The following is a 16316-nucleotide window of genomic DNA, read 5'->3' on the forward strand; positions in this document are numbered from 1 at the left end:
CAGAAACGAAAACCCCGGCACCTTGGCCGGGGTCTCACGATCAGTTGTCGTCTTCTTCTTCGTCGTCATCGCCATGTGGCAGATTGAAGAAACTGTCCGCATCCGAGTAATCGGCGGGGTTTTCCTCTTTCTCCACCTGCGTGAAGGCCTCCAGACCGGCCAGCGACCCCGGCATCTTCGGCTCGGGCGCCATGCCCAGCGACTGTTCGGTCGACACGAGCTTGCGACGCTCGTCGTCGCTCATCACGCCACCCTCGGCCGCTTTCTTGCGCACGGCGGCCTGCACGGCGGCATCCAGTTCAGACTGACGGCAAAGCCCCAGCGCGACCGGGTCGATCGCCTGCATATTCTGGATGTTCCAGTGCGTCCGCTCGCGGATCGACTGGATGGTAGGCTTGGTCGTACCGACCAGCTTGCCGATGGCGCCATCCGAAAGCTCGGGATGGAACTTCACCAGCCACAGGATCGCATTCGGACGGTCCTGGCGCTTCGACAGCGGGGTGTAGCGCGGCCCGCGACGCTTGTCCTCGCCCACGGCAGCAGCGTTGAACTTCAGCTTCAGCTTGTAGAAGGGATCTTTCTGCCCCTTCTCGATCTCGATCGGGTCCAGCTGGTTGTTCGCCACCGGATCGAACCCCTTCACGCCGGTCGCCACATCGCCATCGGCAATGCCCTGCACTTCCAGCTCGTGCATGCCGCAGAAATCGGCGACCTGCCTGAAGGTCAGCGTCGTATTGTCGACCAGCCAGACCGCGGTCGCCTTGGCCATAAGGGGTTTCGACATGAGGATCACTCCTTTACAAATCTTTCCCGCGCCGGGAAAACGGCTGCGGGCGAGGCCCGCGATTTCCACGTTTTCGGGGAAGTCTGGCGCGCCTTATAGTGCGATTTTACTGCGGGGGAAAGAGAAAATGCGCATCTTGCTCGGGGCCACTCTCGCTTCCCTGATCTCCACCGCCGCGTTTGCCGGGGGCGAGAAAGCCGGCGACTTCGACTACTACGTCATGTCTCTCAGCTGGTCGCCCAACTGGTGCGCGCTGGAGGGGGACGCCCGCGGCGCCCCGGAATGCCGCAAGGGCGCGGGACGCGCCTTCACCCTGCACGGGCTCTGGCCGCAATATGAGGAAGGCTGGCCCAGCTACTGCCGCACCACCGAACGCGATCCTTCCCGCGCGGAAAGCGAGACGATGGCCGACATCATGGGCGCCTCGGGACTTGCGTGGTATCAGTGGAAGAAACATGGCCGCTGTTCCGGCCTGTCTGCGCGCAGCTATTACGACAGCCTGCGCCGCGCTTTCGCCACGGTGAAGATTCCAAAGGTCTTCCCGATGATCGACAAACGCCTGAAAGTCCCCGCCGATGTGGTGGAAGGCGCATTTCTGGAGGCCAACCCCGGCCTTTCCCCTGACCAGATCACCGTCACCTGCGACAGCGGCATGATTCAGGAAATCCGCATCTGCCTGACCAAGGATCTGCGCCCCCGTCGCTGCGGCGCTGACGCGATCCGTGACTGCCGACTGAAGGATGCGGTGCTGGAACCCATCCGCTGACCAGCCCACCTGCGCAGCGTCGACCGGGCAAGACGAGTATTTCTGCAAGAAACAAGGCAAGGCGGACAAGGGGATGCCAAAACGGCTCTCTGCGTCCTGTATTGCTTCTTGATCAAATACTCAAACTCCTCCCGCGCCGTCGCTGAAACGCTGTATCGAAAGCACCAGCGGCACCACCGCCCATGGAAATGCCGCATGACGATGGCCCCGCCGGGGCCTGAGGAGGGCGGCACTTGTGTTCAGATCAGCCCGTGGCTGCGGAACATTTCCTTCAGGTCAGCCTCGGGACGTGCGCCGATGTGGCTGATGACCTCGGAGGCGGCAAGGCAACCCATGCGGCCCGCCATTTCATAGCCATGGCCGTTGGTCAGCCCCCAGAGGAAGGCCCCGGCAAACAGGTCGCCCGCGCCGGTCGCGTCGACAATCCGCGTCGGGTACGCTGGCGCGTGCCAGCGCTGGCCCTCGGCGAGGATATGGGCGCCCTTCTCGCTTTCCGTACAGGCCACGATGGCGACATCGGCAGCGGCGGCTTGCAGGGCAGTCTCGAAATCGTCGGTTTGATACATCGACATGATCTCGGCCCGGTTGGCGAACAGCAGGTCAACGTCATCGTGGATCATCTTGCGGAAGGCATCGCGATGGCGTTCGACGCAGAACGGGTCCGACAGCGTGACCGAGACGCGGCCCCCTGCCCCCTTGCAGGCACGGATCGCCTTGGCGAAGGCCGCGTGGCTTTCCGGGCCATCGAAGCGATAGCCTTCCAGATAGATCCAGTCCGCCTCGGCCATCTGGGCCTCGTCGATGTCGGCGGGGGTCAGGAACTCGGACCAGCCAAGATAGGTATTCATCGAGCGTTCCCCGTCCGGCGTCACCAGAACGATGCAGCGGCCGGTTTCCTGTTCGCTGTCCGCCGGGGCCAGCGCGGTTTCATAGACCGCGCCCTGCGCCCGCAGGTCGTGGGCGAAGATGCGGCCAAGCTGGTCGTCCTTCACCTTGCCGACATAGGCCGTCCGCCCGCCCAGTGCGGCGATGCCCGCAATGGTATTGGCCGCCGATCCGCCCGAAATTTCCTTGGCCGGGCCGATCCGGTCGTAAAGCGTCACCGCACGCTCCATGTCGATAAGCTGCATAATGCCCTTGCCGATACCGTTCGTTTCAAGAAACGCCTCTTCGGCATGGGACAGCACATCGACCATGGCATTGCCGATGCCGACGACCTGAAACTTCTTCATGCAGTTTTTTCCTCGTAGGGGCACAGATCGCGGATCAGGCAATCGGCGCAGCGCGGTTTGCGTGCGGTGCAGATGTAGCGGCCGTGCAGGATCAGCCAGTGATGGGCGTGTTGCTGGAACTCCGCCGGAATATTGTCTTCGATCGCGCGTTCGACCTGATCGACATCCTTGCCGGGGCAGATGCCGGTACGATTGCCGACACGAAAGATATGGGTATCCACCGCCTGAGCAGGCACATGCCACCACATGTTCAGCACGACATTGGCGGTCTTGCGCCCCACGCCGGGCAGGGATTGCAGCGCCGCGCGGGACGAGGGCACCTCGCCGCCATACTGGTTGACCAGAATCTCCGACAGGCGGATCACGTTCTTCGCCTTCTGGCGAAAGAGGCCGATGGTCTTGATCGCCTCGGTCAGCCCCTCAAGCCCCAGATCCAGCATCTTCTGCGGCGTATCCACGGTGGCGAACAGGGGCCGTGTGGCCTTGTTCACCCCGGCATCAGTGGCCTGGGCGGACAGCGCGACCGCCACCAGCAGGGTATAGGCATTGACGTGATGCAGCTCGCCCTGCGGTTCGGCCTCGGCGGCCTGAAACCGGGTAAAGATCGCGTGGATCGTATGATAATCGAGTTGCTTCGCCATGCCGCCCTCCTAGCGCGCCCTTGGTCTGCTGCCAAGCGAAGCCGCATATTCCGGGTCGAAGGGTGTTGCATTGCCGCCTATTGTGACAGTTGATCCGTTGGAGTGTGCCATGAACGACCAAAGCCAGAGCTATCATTACCGCGTCATTGCCCGTGCGCTGGCCGAGATTGACGCGATGCAGGTCACGGGCGGTCCGGCACCCACCCTGGACGGGCTGGCGGCGCGGATGGGGATGAGTCCCGCGCACTTCCAGCGCACTTTCTCGCAATGGGTGGGTGTCAGCCCGAAACGGTATCAGCAATATCTGACGCTGGATCATGCCCGTCGCCTGCTGGCGGAACGGCATTCGGTGCTGGAGGCCTCGCTGGCCAGCGGGCTGTCCGGCACCGGGCGGCTGCATGACCTGTTCGTCAAATGGGAAGCGATGACGCCGGGCGAATTTTCCCGCGGCGGCGAGGGGCTGACCGTCTATTGGGGCTGGTTCGAAAGCCCCTTTGGCCCGGCGCTCGTCATGGGGACGGATCGTGGCATCTGCGGCATGGGCTTTGCCGCCGAACAGGACGAGGCCGAGGTGATGGCCGATCTAATCCGCCGCTGGCCCAAGGCGGATTTCGTCGAAGATCCGATGATGCTGCGTCCCTGGGTACTGGATGCCTTTGGCGCCACCGGCACCGCGCCACTGTATCTGATCGGGGCGCCATTCCAGATCAAGGTATGGGAGGCGCTGCTCGCGGTGCCCACCGGCCATGTCACAACCTATTCCGACATCGCCCGCGTCATCGGCCATCCGGCGGCGGTGCGGGCCGTAGGCACGGCGGTCGGGCGCAACCCGGTCAGCTTCCTCATCCCCTGCCACCGCGCGCTCCGCAAATCAGGGGCGCTTGGCGGCTATCACTGGGGCCTGCCCGTGAAGCGGGCCATGCTCGCATGGGAGGCCGCCCGCGCGGATGCAGGCGGTGCCGCGCCGGTTCCGGTGCCGCAAACGTGATGCGCGGAATACTGCGCATGCGCACGCAACCAATTCCGGCCTCATGCGTTGCTGCGGTATGGTGGAGCGAGGCTGGCCCGGTGCCGGCAAAGAGAGAGGCGAGAAAATGACCTTCAGAACCCCGGTTATCCTTGGCATCGCGGGTATTGCCCTGCTGGCAGGCTGTGTGCAGGACCCCTATCGCTATGAAGACCCGAATGCCCGCACCAAGGGCGGCGCGGTTACCGGCGCGGCTATCGGTGCGCTGATCGGCGCCAAGTCGGGTGGCGATGACAAGCTGGCGAAAGCCGTGGTCGGCGCGGCTGTCGGCGGCGCCCTCGGCGGGGCCATCGGCAATGCGATGGACCGTCAGGCCGCCGAACTGCGCGCGCAGATGAGCCCCAACACCACCATCACCAACACCGGCAACGCGCTGGTTGTGACCATGCCGCAGGACATCCTGTTCGCGACCGACAGCGCGAACCTGCGTCCCGACCTGCAAGGCGACATCCGCGCCGTGGCCGCCAACCTCGTGCGCTATCCCAACAGCCGCGTCGAAGTCGTTGGCCATACCGACAACACCGGCTCGGCAGCCTACAACCAGGACCTGTCAGAGCGCCGCGCGCGTTCGGTCGCGGGTGTCCTGATGTCCGGCGGTGTGCCCGGCTCGCGGATTTCGGCCTATGGCCGGGGCGAGGATCAGCCCATCGCCTCGAACCTCACCGAGGCGGGCAAGGCGCAGAACCGCCGGGTCGAGATCATCATTCGCCCGAACTGAGCGGCACTTGTGTCGGAAAGGGCGGCCTGCTGGCCGCCCTTTTTCATTGCTGAAACCGACAGTTGGTCATATTTTCTGACCAGTCGGGGGAAGCCATGCCATTCGAAAAGATCGTGTCCGAGAAACTGTCGCAAAGCGTTGCCCGCCAGATCGAACTCCTGGTCCTGCGGGGCATCCTGCGGCCGGGCGAGCGTTTGCCTGCCGAACGCGATCTGGCAGAACGCATGGGCGTGTCACGCCCCTCGCTACGCGAAGCGCTGGAGGCGCTGGAACTGAAGGGGCTGGTAATCAGCCGCCCCGGCTCGGGCGTGTTTGTTGCCGATGTGCTGGGCTCGGCCTTCTCGCCCGCGCTGATCGAGCTGTTTTCCAGCCATGACGAGGCCGTGTTCGACTACCTCGACTTTCGCCGCGATCTGGAAGGACTGGCCGCCGAACGCGCCGCCCGGCTGGGATCGGATACCGACCTTGCGGTGATCGCCACGATCTTCGGCAAGATGGAGGCCGCGCATCAGAAGCGCGACCCGACCGACGAGGCGCAGCTGGATGCCGAATTCCACATGGCTATCATCGAGGCCAGCCACAACGTCGTCATGCTGCACATGATGCGATCCATGTTCGATCTGCTGAAACAGGGCGTGTTCTTCAACCGCATGATGATGTTCCGTGACCGCATGACCCGTGACCGGCTGCTGGACCAGCACCGCGCCATCAATACGGCGATCCAGTCCCGCAATCCGTCCGCCGCGCGGGCGTCGATCTGTCATCACATGGATTACGTCGAACAGGCCCTGAAAGAACAGCAGCGCGCCGCCCGGAACGAGGCAGTGGCCCGCCAGCGTATCGAACACGAACGTCAGCGCTGAAACGCAAAAACCCCGGCAGCGCCGGGGTTCCGCGTCACCGATCCGGGATCGGATCAGTGAAGTTTGGCTTCGACCTGCGCAATCGCCTCGTCGATGGAGGCTGCGGTGGTTTCGGCCGACATCTGCTTGGTCAGCACGTCACCGGCCGCCGCAATCGCCACATCCACCGCGCGCTCGCGCACTTCACGCACCGCCGCAGCTTCAGCCGAGGCAATCCGCTCTTCCGCCGCAGCCAGACGGCGTGCGATGGAAGCCTTGAGATCGGCCTTGGCCTGCTGGGCCGCTGACAGCGCCTCTTCCTTGGCCGCGGCCACGATCCGCTCCGACTGCTCCATCATCTCCTTCTGCTTGCGCTCGTAGGAGGCGAGGATGGTCTTGGCTTCTTCACGCAGCAGGCGCGCTTCTTCCAGTTCCGCCTTAATCAGCGCGGCCCGGTTGTCGAGCAGCGCACCCAGCTTGGCCGGAACCTTCAGGAACAGAAGGATGCCGACAAAGACGAGGAAGGCCAGCAGAACGATGAAGTTCGAGTTGCGCAGCGAGACGAACGGGCCGTCCGCCGCCAGCGCGGGGCTGGCCGCCAGGGCTGCAACGATCAGGATCAGCTTTTGCATGATCTTATCCTTTCAGCCGGGCGTTGATTGCCGCCGTCACGCTGCGCGCGTCGGCCTTGCCGCCAAGCGCCGCAACCAGTTCCTTCGCCGTATCCTTGGCCACTTCGGTCACGCTTTCCAGCGCGCCCGCACGGATCTCGCCGATCCGGGCTTCGGATTCCGCCGTCTTGGCCGCGATTTCGGCATCGGCCTTCGCCGTCGCCTTGTCGAGATCAGCCTGAATTTCGGCCTTCGCCTCGGCCACGATCCGGCCGGCTTCAACCCGTGCCTTCTCGAGCGCCTCGTTGTAAGCCTTTTCGGCGGCCAGCGCCTTCTGCTTCAGCTCTTCGGCTGCCGCGAGGTCGTTGGTAATGGTGCCGCTGCGTTCGGCCAGAACCGCCCCGATCCGGGGAAGGGCCACGCGCCACAGCACGAGAAAAATCACGACAAGCGCGACCACGAGCCAGAAGATCTGGTTGCCCCAGGTCGAGACGTCGAGTTGCGGCATACCGGCGGAATGACCCGCCGCGCCAGCCGCTTCATGCGCTTCGGTCGCCATGTGATGTCCTCACGTCGTCAAAAACCTGGCCGGGGGACGAAGCGCCCTCCCGGCCGAGAAGATGCGAAGCGTCAGGATCAGACGGCGAACATCAGCAGCAGGGCGATCAGGAACGAGAAGATGCCCAGAGCTTCGGCAAACGCGATGCCGACGAAGAGGTTCGCGGTTTGCGAAGCAGCAGCCGAGGGGTTGCGCAGCGCGCCGGCGAGGAAGTTGCCGGCGATGTTGCCCACGCCGATGCCGGCGCCGCCCAAACCGATGGCCGCCAGGCCAGCACCGATGTATTTGCCCATGAGCGCGAGTTCGACCATTTGAGTTCTCCTTGGTGGAAAGTCAGATTGAAGGGTTGAGGTCCGGACCTTAGTGGTGGGCGCCGCCCACCGCGTCTTTCAGATAGACGCAGGTCAGAATGGTGAAAACATAGGCCTGCACGACCGCGACAAGCAGTTCCAGACCGTAGATCGCGGTCACGGCGCCCACCGCCACCGGCGAGATGACAGCCATTGAGGCAAAGCCCGCGAACACTTTCATCACAGCGTGGCCCGCCATCAGGTTGCCCGCAAGACGAATGGAATGGCTGACCGGACGCACGAAGTAGGAAATCACCTCGATCACCGCCAGCACCGGGCGCAGCGCCAGCGGCGCCGACGAGACCCAGAACATGCCGAGGAAGCCAATGCCGTTCCTCACGAGGCCCAGGATGGTCACGAATAGGAACACGAGCAGCGCCAGCGTCACGGTCACCGCGACATGGCTGGTGGTGGTGAAGCTCATCGGGATCAGACCGAGCAGGTTCGAGAACAGCACGAACAGGAACAGCGTCATCACGAAGGGGAAGTATTTCACCCCGTCATGGCCCGTCACATCCTCGACCATCTTGTAGATGAAGCCGTAGATCATCTCGCCGACCGACTGGATGCGCGAAGGGATGATCGCCCGACCGCGCGAACCGAACACCATCAGCGCGATGATCACCAGAACCGTCGCAGCCATCCAGACCGTGACATTGGTGATTTCGAACGCACCGATGTTCGAGGTGCAGTCCGCATGCGCGGGATCACAGAAAAACCGTTTCACGATGAACTGATCCATCGGGTGGATCGCAAATCCGGTCTCGGCCACGTCTGTTATCCTTCGGTTCCGGCGGAACGTTCCGCCTGTGTCTCGGTCGCCTGTGCCCGCAACTGGCGCTCCTGCATGTCACGGGCGGTGCCGATGACGGTGCGGATACCAGCCGCAAAGCCGAGCAGGAGGAAGACGATCAGCAGGATGGGCTTGGTGCCGGACAGATAGTCCAGCCCGTAACCGATGCTGCCCCCGATCATGATCCCCGAGGTCAGCTCCAGCACCATCCGCCAGGCCACTTCCGCCTGCGAAAAATCCTTGCCTGCCGCAGCGGGCTTCGCCTTGCTCCCCTTCGCCTCGGCCAGACGCGCTTCCAGCGCGCGAAGCCGTTCCGGATCGGGTTCATGAGCCATGCGGTACGCCCCCTGAACAGTCGGCGCGAACCTACGCAGAGGCGGGCATTGAGTCAAGCAACACCGCGCCCATCAACTCATTGATAAAGAATGATTTTGCAAAATCATTCAGGCCCCGCCGAGGCCGTTTGCGCTCTCACGGCGGCGTGAGACATATTCAACCCCGCAGTTGACGATCACGCGCCCCTCCGCCAAGGATGCGCCATGACCGACCCTCTGTCGCCCATCTTCTCGGCCCTCGCCGACCCGACGCGCCGCGCCATTCTCGGCATGCTGCTGGAGGATGACATGGCCGTCACCGACGTGGCGGAACCCTTCGCTATGTCGCTGGCCGCCATCTCGAAACATCTTCAGGTGCTGGCGGATGCCGGGCTGATCAGCCGCGAGAAACGCGGCCGCGTGATCTGGTGCAAGCTGGAACCCGACGCCATGCGCACTGCCTCGGTCTGGATGCAGGGCTTCGGCCAGTTCGAACCCGTGGATCTGGATGCGCTGGAACGGTTTCTGGAAACCGAGCTGCGTGATGTGGTCCCTGCCCCGCCGGATCAAGGGACGCCCGAAGTTGATTGAGTATTTTTACAAGAAGCAGGGCACATCGGTTTGCTCTTGCTTCTTGCCCAAATACTCAAAAGCCTCAAGCGATGCCGCGCGAAGGCCCAAGGGTGGCGACACCTGTCAGCCTCCCATGGCAATGCCGAATGACGATGGCCCCAAAGGGGCCTGAGGAGGGCGGCGCACGTTTGCGGGTCAGGCTGTGAACCAGCCGCTATACTGGTCGCGCAGCAGGTTCTTCTGCACCTTGCCCATGGTGTTGCGCGGCAGGGCCTCGACCACGACAGCGGCTTTCGGCTGCTTGAAGCGCGCCAGACGGTCGCGGATGGCCGCAAGTGCGGTCTCGACCTCCAGCACCGCCCCCTTCTGCGGCACAAGGACCGCAAAGACCGCCTCGCCGAAGTCCGGGTGCGGCAGGCCGATCACCGCGCTTTCCAGCACACCCGGCACCTCGTCGAGCAGCAACTCCACCTCTTTCGGATAGATGTTGAACCCGCCCGAGATCACCAGATCCTTGGCGCGGCCAACGATGGTGACATAGCCGTCCGCGCCCTGCACGCCCAGATCGCCAGTGATGAACCAGCCATCCTCACGCAGTTCCTCGCGGGTTTTCTCGGGCATCTGCCAATAGCCCTTGAAGACGTTGGGGCCGCGCACCTCAAGCGTGCCGACCTCGCCGCGCGGCACTTCAACTCCGTCCGCCATCACCCGCAGTTCCACCCCCGGCAGCGGCAGGCCGACGGTGCCGGCGCGGCGCTCGCCCTCATAGGGGTTCGAGGTGTTCATGTTAGTCTCGGTCATGCCATAGCGCTCAAGGATCCGATGGCCGGTGCGGGCTTCGAAGTCGCGGTGCGTTTCCGCCAGCAGCGGTGCGGAGCCCGAGATGAACAGGCGGAAATGCCCGACGAGATCGCGGGTGAAGCGCGGATCATCCAGCAGGCGGGTGTAGAAAGTCGGCACCCCCATCATGGTGGTTGCTTGTGGAAGCAGACGGATCACGGCCTCCTGATCGAAACCGGGCAGGAAGATCATCTTGCCGCCAGTCAGCAGGACAAGGTTAGAAGCCACGAACAGCCCGTGCGTGTGGAAGATCGGCAGCGCGTGCAGCAGCACATCCTCAGCCGTGAAACGCCAGAGGTCGCGCAGCACTTTGGCGTTGGACAGCAGGTTGAGATGCGTCAGCATCGCGCCTTTCGAGCGGCCTGTGGTGCCCGAGGTATAAAGGAAGGCGGCCAGATCCTCGGGACCACGATCCACGGGGGCGATGGTTTGGGGCTGTCCGGCTGCATGTTCCGTCAGGCTACCGCTGCCATCCGCGTTGAGGGTCAGCATCGTTGCGCCGTGGCGCGCCGCGACCGGCGCAAGCGCTGCCTCTTTCGTGCCGTCACACAGAAAGACCGCAGGCGTCGCATTGCCAAGGAAATAATCAACTTCATCAGGGGTATAGGCTGTATTCAACGGGAGGAACACCGCCCCCAGCGCCACTGCCGCGCCATAGACCGCCAAAGCCTCGGGGCTTTTGGCAATCTGCACTGCAATCCTGTCACCAGTTCCCAGACCGGCCGCACGCAGGGCATGGGCCTGCTGCGCCACCATTGCCAGAAACGCGTGACCTGTGATCTGGCGCCCGTCCGGCAAGATCAGAAAAGCGTCGTAACGATCCGCAAGCGGCGCGAAAAGGGCATCGAACAGCGTGTTTGGCATGGGCACCTCCGTCACCTTCCTGCCATGCGGCAGGCGCTGCCTCAAGGCTGTGGAGCGGATTGAGTCCGGTTCGGAAACGGTCCGTTTAACCCAATCTTGTGATTTTGCCGGGGCGGAGCGGCTTGCCGCCGCAATTTTGCCGCGAGTGCCCCTGAGGCTCAGGGCAACCAGAAAGGAGGATCACATGAGCTTCGTCACCCGCATGATCCAGATGTTCCGCAAGACGCCCGCGACGCAAGAGGCCGCGATGGATGACCTTTTCGATATCCGCATCCGCAAGATGCAGGGCCGCCAGCGCCTTGCGCCGCGCGCCACCCCGTTCAGAAATTCACGGCTACATTCGGCAGCCTGAGTTCAGCCACCAGATCGCGCAATTCCTGCCGGGCCGCGATGTTCGACAGGTTCAACTGCTCGACCCCGGTATCCTTGAGGTCCAGCAGGGTCAGCCCGCGCGGAAAAAGTTCGCGGAAGATCACGCGTTCGGTAAAGCCGGGCGCCACGCGAAAGCCGATGCGGCGCGAAAGATCGGTCAGCGCCGCACCAACCTTCTTCTTGTTGTGCATCTGTTGCGCGCCCAGACGGTTGCGCAGCACGATCCAGTCGATCGGCTTCAACCCGGCCTGCGCCCGAAGCTGACGTGCGTTCCACACCATCTCGGCATAGATTGACGGCCCCTTCACCTTGTTGGTTTCCGGGTCGATCCGCGCCAACAGGTCGAAATCCACGAAGGAATCGTTCAGCGGCGTGATGAGCGTATCGGCCAGGCTGTGCGCGACCTGGCTCAGCCGGGTATGCGAGCCGGGACAGTCAATGATGATGAAATCACTGATCGGTTCCAGCGCCGAAACCGCGACAGACAGCCGGTGGTCATAGGTATTCTCGCCCGGCGCAAGGGTTTCGGCATCGGCCTCGGGCAGTTCGCGGTAATCCGGTGTGGGAAGGTCCACCCCGTTCGCCGCCATCCAGGCGCGGCGGTTCTCGACATAGCGGCCAAAGCTGCGCTGCCGCAGATCAAGATCCAGCGCGCCGACGCGATGACCCATCCGCGCAAGGGCCGTGGCGATATGCATGCAGGTGGTCGATTTGCCCGAGCCACCCTTTTCATTGCCCACAACGATAATATGCGCCATGGCCCGCTACCCTTCCGCTGGTCTGTGTGGCGGCCTTCATAAGGCCTGTCCCCGCCAGAGGGAAGCGGGAAGCCGCCGATGTGACACGCTGCGCGCGAATCCTGCAAGACAGACACCATGTCACCGGGCGAGTTGCCCGCTGACGGGGCACTCTGATGACCGGCAAAGAAAAAGGCGCATCCGAAGATGCGCCTTTTCCGAAATTCGCAGAGACGTGGATCAGAAACCCAGGCCCGCGTATTTGTTCTTGAACTTCGACACACGGCCGCCGGTGTCCATCAGCTTGGCGGTCTGGCCGGTCCAGGCCGGGTGCGAAAGCGGGTCGATGTCCAGCGCCATCGTGTCGCCTTCCTTGCCCCAGGTGGTGCGGGTGCGGAAGGTGGTGCCGTCTGTCATCTTCACTTCGATGAAGTGATAGTCGGGGTGGATGCCCTGTTTCATGGCGCCAATCCTCACTCAGCTTTTTCTTTGTAGTTGGTGACTTCGGCGATACGGGCCGATTTGCCGCGACGCGAACGCAGGTAGTAGAGCTTCGCACGGCGCACACGGCCACGACGCACCACCTCGATCGAGTCGATGTTCGTCGAATAGAGCGGGAACACACGCTCCACGCCTTCACCGAACGAGATCTTGCGAACGGTGAACGAGGCCGAGATGGTCATGCCGCCCTTGCGGCCGATGCAGACGCCTTCATAGTTCTGCACACGCGACCGGGTGCCTTCGGTCACTTTGTAGCCGACGCGGATGGTGTCGCCGGCTTTGAAATCCGGGATCTTCTTGCCGAGGGCAGCAATCTGCTCGGCTTCAAGCTGCGCGATCAGGTTCATGCGCAAGTCCTTTCGTTGCTTGCGGTTGTTCCGCAAAGGTGATGCCGTGTCAGAGCTCCTGGCCTTCGATCGGGTCCCCGCGCATCCGCGCAAGCCCGCCGGAGATGAACCGACGCATTTTGTGCCGCCCCTGTCGCCGAAATCCGGTGAAGAAGCCGGGCCTGTGGCAAAGGGAATCGGGCCCTGCGGGCATTTCGCCCCCGGACTGCGCGCGTATAGGGGGAAGGCGCGATCCGGTCAAGGGCAGCGGGGGCTCAGCCGCCCTTCTTCGCCTGATGTGCGGCCCACAGATCGGGGCGGCGCGCGGCGGTCAGTTTCTCGGCCTCGGCCCGGCGCCATTTCGCAATCTCGCCATGATGGCCGGATTGCAGCACCGCCGGGATTTCGTGCCCTTCCCAGACCGTCGGGCGCGTGTATTGCGGGTGTTCCAGCAGCCCGTCGGCAAAACTTTCCTCCTCGGTGGAGGCCATGTTGCCCAGAACACCGGGAATCAGCCGGACGGTGGCGTCGATCATCGCCTGCGCAGCGATTTCGCCCCCGGTCATCACGAAATCGCCAAGGCTGATTTCCTCGATGCCATAAGCGTCAATCACGCGCTGGTCCACGCCCTCGAACCGACCACAAAGCAGGGTCAGCCCCTCGGTCGCGGCCCATTCATGCGCCTTGGCCTGGGTGAACGGTCGCCCGCGCGGGCTCAGGAAGACGATGGGCCAGCGGGCACGGTCGCGCGGTGCGCCCTGCATCGCCTGATCGAGCGCCCGCGCCACCACATCGGCGCGCAGCACCATGCCCGCCCCGCCCCCGGCCGGGGTGTCATCGACGTTGCGGTGCCTGCCCTCGCCAAACGGCCGCAGGTCGATTGTTTCCAGCGACCACAGCCCCATATCCAGCGCCTTGCCCGTCAGCGACAGGCCCAGCGTGCCGGGGAAGGCATCGGGGAACAGCGTCACGATCTTTGCGCACCATGCCCCTTTCACCCGCTGCGGCGCCATCAGGTCGCGCGGTTGCAGGCTGGCCGAAATGCTCAGCCGGCCATGGCTTTTCGGCTTCGGGGGGATGGTCGGTTCGCTCATGCCCCCGCTTTTAGGGCAAAGCCTGTGCGGCGCAAAGGGGCGTTACAGCGGCAGGCCCGCGCGAAACTGCGCCAGAAGCGCATCTTTCGCCGCCTGCCGGTCCTCCCGCGGCATCGTCTGTCGGTTCAGCGCGACGAAGGCCGCCACCAGTTGGGCCGGGGCGCCGCGATTGGCGGCAGGCACGGGCGCAAGATGCGCGCGCAGATCCGCTCCCAGCCCCGCCGCATCATAGATTGCCTCCACCGGGCCAAGGCCCCGCTGTGCCTGCTCTTCCAGCGGGGCTGCATGGACGGGTGCGCCAGTCGCACGGGCCACGGCCTCCAGCACCGGGCCTGTGCGCACCGCGCCCGCCATGCGATCCGCGAAAGCGGCGGCATCCTCCAGCATCGTGTGCCGCTTGGCCTGCTGCCAGTGGAGCGAGGCCAGCCAGGCCCCCGGCGCGCGCGTCCCCAGCACGACGCGCAGATCGGCGCCGGGAAAGGCTGCGCGCAGACCCCGCGCAAGCTCGGCCAGCAGGCGGGGCGCGGCCCCGTAATCCGTGATACCGAAATCGCCGGGCATATGCCCCGCCAGATCCTCGCTCGACACGATCAGCCCCTGCCCCGCCGCCAGATCGAGGCCGCCGAGCCATTGCGCCAGCGCCTGGCGGTAAAGCCGCATCGCCATCGGGCGCCGCTCTGCCGACCACAGACGCGCTGCCCGGGTCAGCGTTCGGAAGGCCGGGCCGCGTGGCAGTTGCAGCGCGAAGACGGGGGCCAGCGCCTCCCGATGCGCAGCCAGCGCGGCCTGAACCGATGTCGTGCCGGTCTTGTGAAATCCGGCATGGATCACCACCACCCGGTTGCCCGCAGGATCAGCCCGCCCGGACGACACCGCGACCATCGCCGTTCAGCGGCGCGAGCCGCAGGTTGAGCGCGGCAAGCGCGCGCAGGGTCCGGGCCGCCTCGGGACCGGACCGCGCCGCGACGGCCTCAAGCGCCGCTGCATTGGGGCAATCGCCCCAGACATCGACATTCTGCTGCAACAGCGCGGAACAGCGGGTGGCGAACAGTATCAGCAATGCGTCATCGCCTGCCGCGATCTGCAAAGCCCTGACCGGCGCCGCCTGCCCGGCGCAAAGCTCTGCCCCATGGGCATCGGTGGCCTGAAGGATGAAGGCCTGCCGCAGATGGCGCGGGGCCTCCGGGGCCTGGCCCCGCTCCCACAGGGCGCGCAGCAGAAGATCCGGCGGCAGATGCGGCGCCAGCGCGGCCAGATGCGCCTCGATCTGGCCAAGGGCGGTTTCCGCCGGAAGATCGGCCAGGGGTTGCGTCATGCGAAAGGCCAGATCCGGGTCGGACGACAGGGAGGCACCGCTGTCGCCCGCTGTCGGCGAAGCGTCAGGCGAGGCCCTGCGCGGCCCGGGCGTCCAGATCAGCCGCGCCAGCGGTATCGCAAGGAAGGACAGACCCACCGGCAACATCACGGGGATCTGCGGGGTGCTGCCCATGACACCGCCAATCCCCCGGCCCAGCCCGAACAGCAGGGCAACCAGCAGCACCTGCACCACCAGACGCCCACCCGCGTTCAGCAGGCTGTCCGGCGCCCGCCATTCCGCGCCACTGCGCGGCCAGTCCGCCGGGTTCATCACAAACAGCCAAAGCGCGAAGATCAGGGTGAATGCGGGCACGACCCGCCAGCCAAACCCGCCCAGACCTGCCAGCAGCGGCCCGAAATACATCAGCCCGTTGGCAAACTGCAAAAACCGCAGGCGGTTGGTCATTCCGGTGCCCCCTGACGTGGCTTCATGCCCTTCTTGACGCACAGATTGCGCCGACTTCCCCTGCACGTCCAGCCTGATGCGAGGGGCCTCAGCCCCTTACGCCTGCTCCTCTGGCGGATCGACCACCAGAATCCCGGCGGCAAGATCCACGGTCGGCACATTCGCGTGCGTGAACGGCAGCAAGAGACCCTGTTTCAGACCCGGCCCGGAGATTTCCAGAAAATCGCCCGCGCCATGGTTATGCACCGCCTGCACCCGGCCCAACACTGCGCCGCCGGTATCCTGCACCGTCAGCCCGACCAGATCGGCATAATAGAACTCGTCATCCGGCAGTTTCGGAAGGCGGGATTTGTCGGCGTAAAGATGTACACCCTTCAGCGCGTCGGCCTCTTCCTTGGTGGCCACGCCTGACAGCCGCGCGCCCAGCCCGCCCGCCAGAGGCCGGGTCAGGCGCAGCTTGAAGCTGCGGCTGCCATCCTCGGTATAGAGCGGGCCATAATCGGCGATGGCGGCGGGTTCGGCGCAGAAGCTTTTCAGCCGCACCTCGCCCTGCACCCCGAAGGCACCGGCGATGGCGCCCACACAGATCCGGTCAGCGGCGTCGGACATC

The 16316-nt window shown here is 64.5% G+C and carries 22 protein-coding genes; 6 read left to right on the plus strand and 16 right to left on the minus strand.

Going from position 1 to position 16316, the window contains the following annotated elements; translation table 11 throughout:
• Positions 1-40: 40 nt before the first annotated feature.
• Positions 41-784, minus strand: a complete 744-nt coding sequence (locus tag AO684_RS00780) for a DUF1013 domain-containing protein (protein WP_054300827.1) — start codon at positions 782-784, stop codon at positions 41-43.
• 127 nt (positions 785-911) lie between these two features.
• Here AO684_RS00780 and AO684_RS00785 point away from each other — a divergent pair, with 127 nt between their 5' ends.
• Entirely contained in the window at positions 912-1550 is a 639-nt protein-coding gene (locus AO684_RS00785; RefSeq protein WP_054300828.1) for a ribonuclease T2, read from the plus strand.
• 239 nt (positions 1551-1789) lie between these two features.
• Here the strand turns inward: AO684_RS00785 and AO684_RS00790 are convergent, their stop codons facing one another.
• Together AO684_RS00790 and nth are read right to left on the minus strand one after the other, a co-directional pair.
• Positions 1790-2782: an adenosine kinase gene (locus tag AO684_RS00790; RefSeq protein WP_054300829.1), complete on the minus strand. Its 993-nt coding sequence runs from the start codon at positions 2780-2782 to the stop codon at positions 1790-1792.
• A complete protein-coding gene (gene nth / locus AO684_RS00795; RefSeq protein ID WP_054300830.1) occupies positions 2779-3423 on the minus strand; it encodes an endonuclease III in 645 nt (214 codons plus the stop codon). The genes AO684_RS00790 and nth overlap by 4 nt, the downstream gene beginning before the upstream one ends.
• A 109-nt stretch (positions 3424-3532) precedes the next feature.
• On the opposite strand from nth, the gene AO684_RS00800 reads away from it, so the two are divergent.
• From AO684_RS00800 to AO684_RS00810, 3 genes are all read left to right on the plus strand, one after another.
• Positions 3533-4411 carry a methylated-DNA--[protein]-cysteine S-methyltransferase gene (locus AO684_RS00800; RefSeq protein ID WP_054300831.1) on the plus strand — a complete coding sequence of 293 codons (879 nt, stop codon included), beginning with the start codon at positions 3533-3535 and terminating at the stop codon, positions 4409-4411.
• A 106-nt stretch (positions 4412-4517) separates the two neighbouring features.
• Positions 4518-5168 (plus strand): OmpA family protein, encoded by a 651-nt coding sequence (locus tag AO684_RS00805; protein WP_054300832.1) that lies wholly within the window; start codon positions 4518-4520, stop codon positions 5166-5168.
• Between the two features lie 95 nt (positions 5169-5263).
• Positions 5264-6031 (plus strand): FadR/GntR family transcriptional regulator, encoded by a 768-nt coding sequence (locus AO684_RS00810; protein ID WP_054300833.1) that lies wholly within the window; start codon positions 5264-5266, stop codon positions 6029-6031.
• A 53-nt stretch (positions 6032-6084) separates the two neighbouring features.
• Here the strand turns inward: AO684_RS00810 and AO684_RS00815 are convergent, their stop codons facing one another.
• The 5 genes from AO684_RS00815 to AO684_RS00835 form a co-directional block, all read right to left on the minus strand.
• Positions 6085-6642 (minus strand): F0F1 ATP synthase subunit B, encoded by a 558-nt coding sequence (locus AO684_RS00815; RefSeq protein ID WP_054300834.1) that lies wholly within the window; start codon positions 6640-6642, stop codon positions 6085-6087.
• A 4-nt stretch (positions 6643-6646) separates the two neighbouring features.
• Positions 6647-7180, minus strand: a complete 534-nt coding sequence (locus AO684_RS00820; protein ID WP_054300835.1) for a F0F1 ATP synthase subunit B' — start codon at positions 7178-7180, stop codon at positions 6647-6649.
• 77 nt (positions 7181-7257) lie between these two features.
• A complete protein-coding gene (locus tag AO684_RS00825) occupies positions 7258-7491 on the minus strand; it encodes a F0F1 ATP synthase subunit C (RefSeq protein WP_054300836.1) in 234 nt (77 codons plus the stop codon).
• A gap of 49 nt (positions 7492-7540) precedes the next feature.
• Positions 7541-8311, minus strand: coding sequence for a F0F1 ATP synthase subunit A (locus AO684_RS00830; RefSeq protein ID WP_255349790.1), 771 nt, complete (start codon positions 8309-8311; stop codon positions 7541-7543).
• Entirely contained in the window at positions 8308-8658 is a 351-nt protein-coding gene (locus AO684_RS00835) for an AtpZ/AtpI family protein (RefSeq protein ID WP_054300837.1), read from the minus strand. Before AO684_RS00835 ends, AO684_RS00830 begins: the two co-directional genes overlap by 4 nt.
• A gap of 204 nt (positions 8659-8862) precedes the next feature.
• On the opposite strand from AO684_RS00835, the gene AO684_RS00840 reads away from it, so the two are divergent.
• A complete protein-coding gene (locus AO684_RS00840) occupies positions 8863-9228 on the plus strand; it encodes a metalloregulator ArsR/SmtB family transcription factor (protein ID WP_054300838.1) in 366 nt (121 codons plus the stop codon).
• A 177-nt stretch (positions 9229-9405) separates the two neighbouring features.
• Here the strand turns inward: AO684_RS00840 and AO684_RS00845 are convergent, their stop codons facing one another.
• A complete protein-coding gene (locus tag AO684_RS00845; RefSeq protein WP_054300839.1) occupies positions 9406-10914 on the minus strand; it encodes a malonyl-CoA synthase in 1509 nt (502 codons plus the stop codon).
• A gap of 184 nt (positions 10915-11098) precedes the next feature.
• On the opposite strand from AO684_RS00845, the gene AO684_RS21700 reads away from it, so the two are divergent.
• Complete coding sequence (locus tag AO684_RS21700) at positions 11099-11266, plus strand: hypothetical protein (protein WP_161805970.1); 168 nt, start codon at positions 11099-11101, stop codon at positions 11264-11266.
• Here AO684_RS21700 and AO684_RS00850 read toward each other — a convergent pair.
• From AO684_RS00850 to rimM, 7 genes are all read right to left on the minus strand, one after another.
• The gene (locus AO684_RS00850; RefSeq protein ID WP_054300840.1) at positions 11235-12044 is read right to left on the minus strand and encodes a division plane positioning ATPase MipZ; all 810 of its coding nucleotides are present in this window, start codon (positions 12042-12044) and stop codon (positions 11235-11237) included. The genes AO684_RS21700 and AO684_RS00850 overlap by 32 nt on opposite strands.
• 219 nt (positions 12045-12263) lie before the next feature.
• A complete protein-coding gene (rpmE, locus tag AO684_RS00855; protein WP_054300841.1) occupies positions 12264-12485 on the minus strand; it encodes a 50S ribosomal protein L31 in 222 nt (73 codons plus the stop codon).
• A gap of 11 nt (positions 12486-12496) precedes the next feature.
• Positions 12497-12871, minus strand: coding sequence for a 50S ribosomal protein L19 (gene rplS / locus AO684_RS00860; protein ID WP_054300842.1), 375 nt, complete (start codon positions 12869-12871; stop codon positions 12497-12499).
• A gap of 254 nt (positions 12872-13125) precedes the next feature.
• Complete coding sequence (gene trmD / locus AO684_RS00865) at positions 13126-13944, minus strand: tRNA (guanosine(37)-N1)-methyltransferase TrmD (protein WP_082400619.1); 819 nt, start codon at positions 13942-13944, stop codon at positions 13126-13128.
• A 42-nt stretch (positions 13945-13986) separates the two neighbouring features.
• Positions 13987-14826 (minus strand): sulfotransferase, encoded by an 840-nt coding sequence (locus AO684_RS00870; RefSeq protein WP_054300843.1) that lies wholly within the window; start codon positions 14824-14826, stop codon positions 13987-13989.
• Positions 14798-15706 carry a hypothetical protein gene (locus AO684_RS00875; protein ID WP_054300844.1) on the minus strand — a complete coding sequence of 303 codons (909 nt, stop codon included), beginning with the start codon at positions 15704-15706 and terminating at the stop codon, positions 14798-14800. Before AO684_RS00875 ends, AO684_RS00870 begins: the two co-directional genes overlap by 29 nt.
• 96 nt (positions 15707-15802) lie before the next feature.
• Entirely contained in the window at positions 15803-16315 is a 513-nt protein-coding gene (gene rimM, locus AO684_RS00880) for a ribosome maturation factor RimM (RefSeq protein ID WP_054300845.1), read from the minus strand.
• Between the last annotated feature and the right edge of the window lies 1 nt (position 16316).

This window comes from Gemmobacter sp. LW-1 (assembly GCF_001303875.1).
In the GTDB taxonomy this organism is placed as follows: Bacteria; Pseudomonadota; Alphaproteobacteria; order Rhodobacterales; family Rhodobacteraceae; genus Gemmobacter; species Gemmobacter caeni.

Excerpts from the sequence above, each read along its gene's own strand:
- rplS (WP_054300842.1), bottom strand. The coding sequence starts at position 12,871 with ATGAACCTGATCGCGCAGCTTGAAGCCGAGCAGATTGCTGCCCTCGGC.
- AO684_RS00785 (WP_054300828.1), top strand. The coding sequence starts at position 912 with ATGCGCATCTTGCTCGGGGCCACTCTCGCTTCCCTGATCTCCACCGCC.
- AO684_RS00815 (WP_054300834.1), bottom strand. The coding sequence starts at position 6,642 with ATGCAAAAGCTGATCCTGATCGTTGCAGCCCTGGCGGCCAGCCCCGCG.
- AO684_RS00825 (WP_054300836.1), bottom strand. The coding sequence starts at position 7,491 with ATGGTCGAACTCGCGCTCATGGGCAAATACATCGGTGCTGGCCTGGCG.
- AO684_RS00810 (WP_054300833.1), top strand. The coding sequence starts at position 5,264 with ATGCCATTCGAAAAGATCGTGTCCGAGAAACTGTCGCAAAGCGTTGCC.
- AO684_RS00790 (WP_054300829.1), bottom strand. The coding sequence starts at position 2,782 with ATGAAGAAGTTTCAGGTCGTCGGCATCGGCAATGCCATGGTCGATGTG.
- AO684_RS00845 (WP_054300839.1), bottom strand. The coding sequence starts at position 10,914 with ATGCCAAACACGCTGTTCGATGCCCTTTTCGCGCCGCTTGCGGATCGT.
- AO684_RS00875 (WP_054300844.1), bottom strand. The coding sequence starts at position 15,706 with ATGACCAACCGCCTGCGGTTTTTGCAGTTTGCCAACGGGCTGATGTAT.
- trmD (WP_082400619.1), bottom strand. The coding sequence starts at position 13,944 with ATGAGCGAACCGACCATCCCCCCGAAGCCGAAAAGCCATGGCCGGCTG.
- AO684_RS21700 (WP_161805970.1), top strand. The coding sequence starts at position 11,099 with ATGAGCTTCGTCACCCGCATGATCCAGATGTTCCGCAAGACGCCCGCG.
- AO684_RS00840 (WP_054300838.1), top strand. The coding sequence starts at position 8,863 with ATGACCGACCCTCTGTCGCCCATCTTCTCGGCCCTCGCCGACCCGACG.
- nth (WP_054300830.1), bottom strand. The coding sequence starts at position 3,423 with ATGGCGAAGCAACTCGATTATCATACGATCCACGCGATCTTTACCCGG.
- rpmE (WP_054300841.1), bottom strand. The coding sequence starts at position 12,485 with ATGAAACAGGGCATCCACCCCGACTATCACTTCATCGAAGTGAAGATG.
- AO684_RS00870 (WP_054300843.1), bottom strand. The coding sequence starts at position 14,826 with ATGGTCGCGGTGTCGTCCGGGCGGGCTGATCCTGCGGGCAACCGGGTG.
- AO684_RS00805 (WP_054300832.1), top strand. The coding sequence starts at position 4,518 with ATGACCTTCAGAACCCCGGTTATCCTTGGCATCGCGGGTATTGCCCTG.
- AO684_RS00850 (WP_054300840.1), bottom strand. The coding sequence starts at position 12,044 with ATGGCGCATATTATCGTTGTGGGCAATGAAAAGGGTGGCTCGGGCAAA.
- AO684_RS00780 (WP_054300827.1), bottom strand. The coding sequence starts at position 784 with ATGTCGAAACCCCTTATGGCCAAGGCGACCGCGGTCTGGCTGGTCGAC.
- rimM (WP_054300845.1), bottom strand. The coding sequence starts at position 16,315 with ATGTCCGACGCCGCTGACCGGATCTGTGTGGGCGCCATCGCCGGTGCC.
- AO684_RS00820 (WP_054300835.1), bottom strand. The coding sequence starts at position 7,180 with ATGGCGACCGAAGCGCATGAAGCGGCTGGCGCGGCGGGTCATTCCGCC.
- AO684_RS00835 (WP_054300837.1), bottom strand. The coding sequence starts at position 8,658 with ATGGCTCATGAACCCGATCCGGAACGGCTTCGCGCGCTGGAAGCGCGT.
- AO684_RS00800 (WP_054300831.1), top strand. The coding sequence starts at position 3,533 with ATGAACGACCAAAGCCAGAGCTATCATTACCGCGTCATTGCCCGTGCG.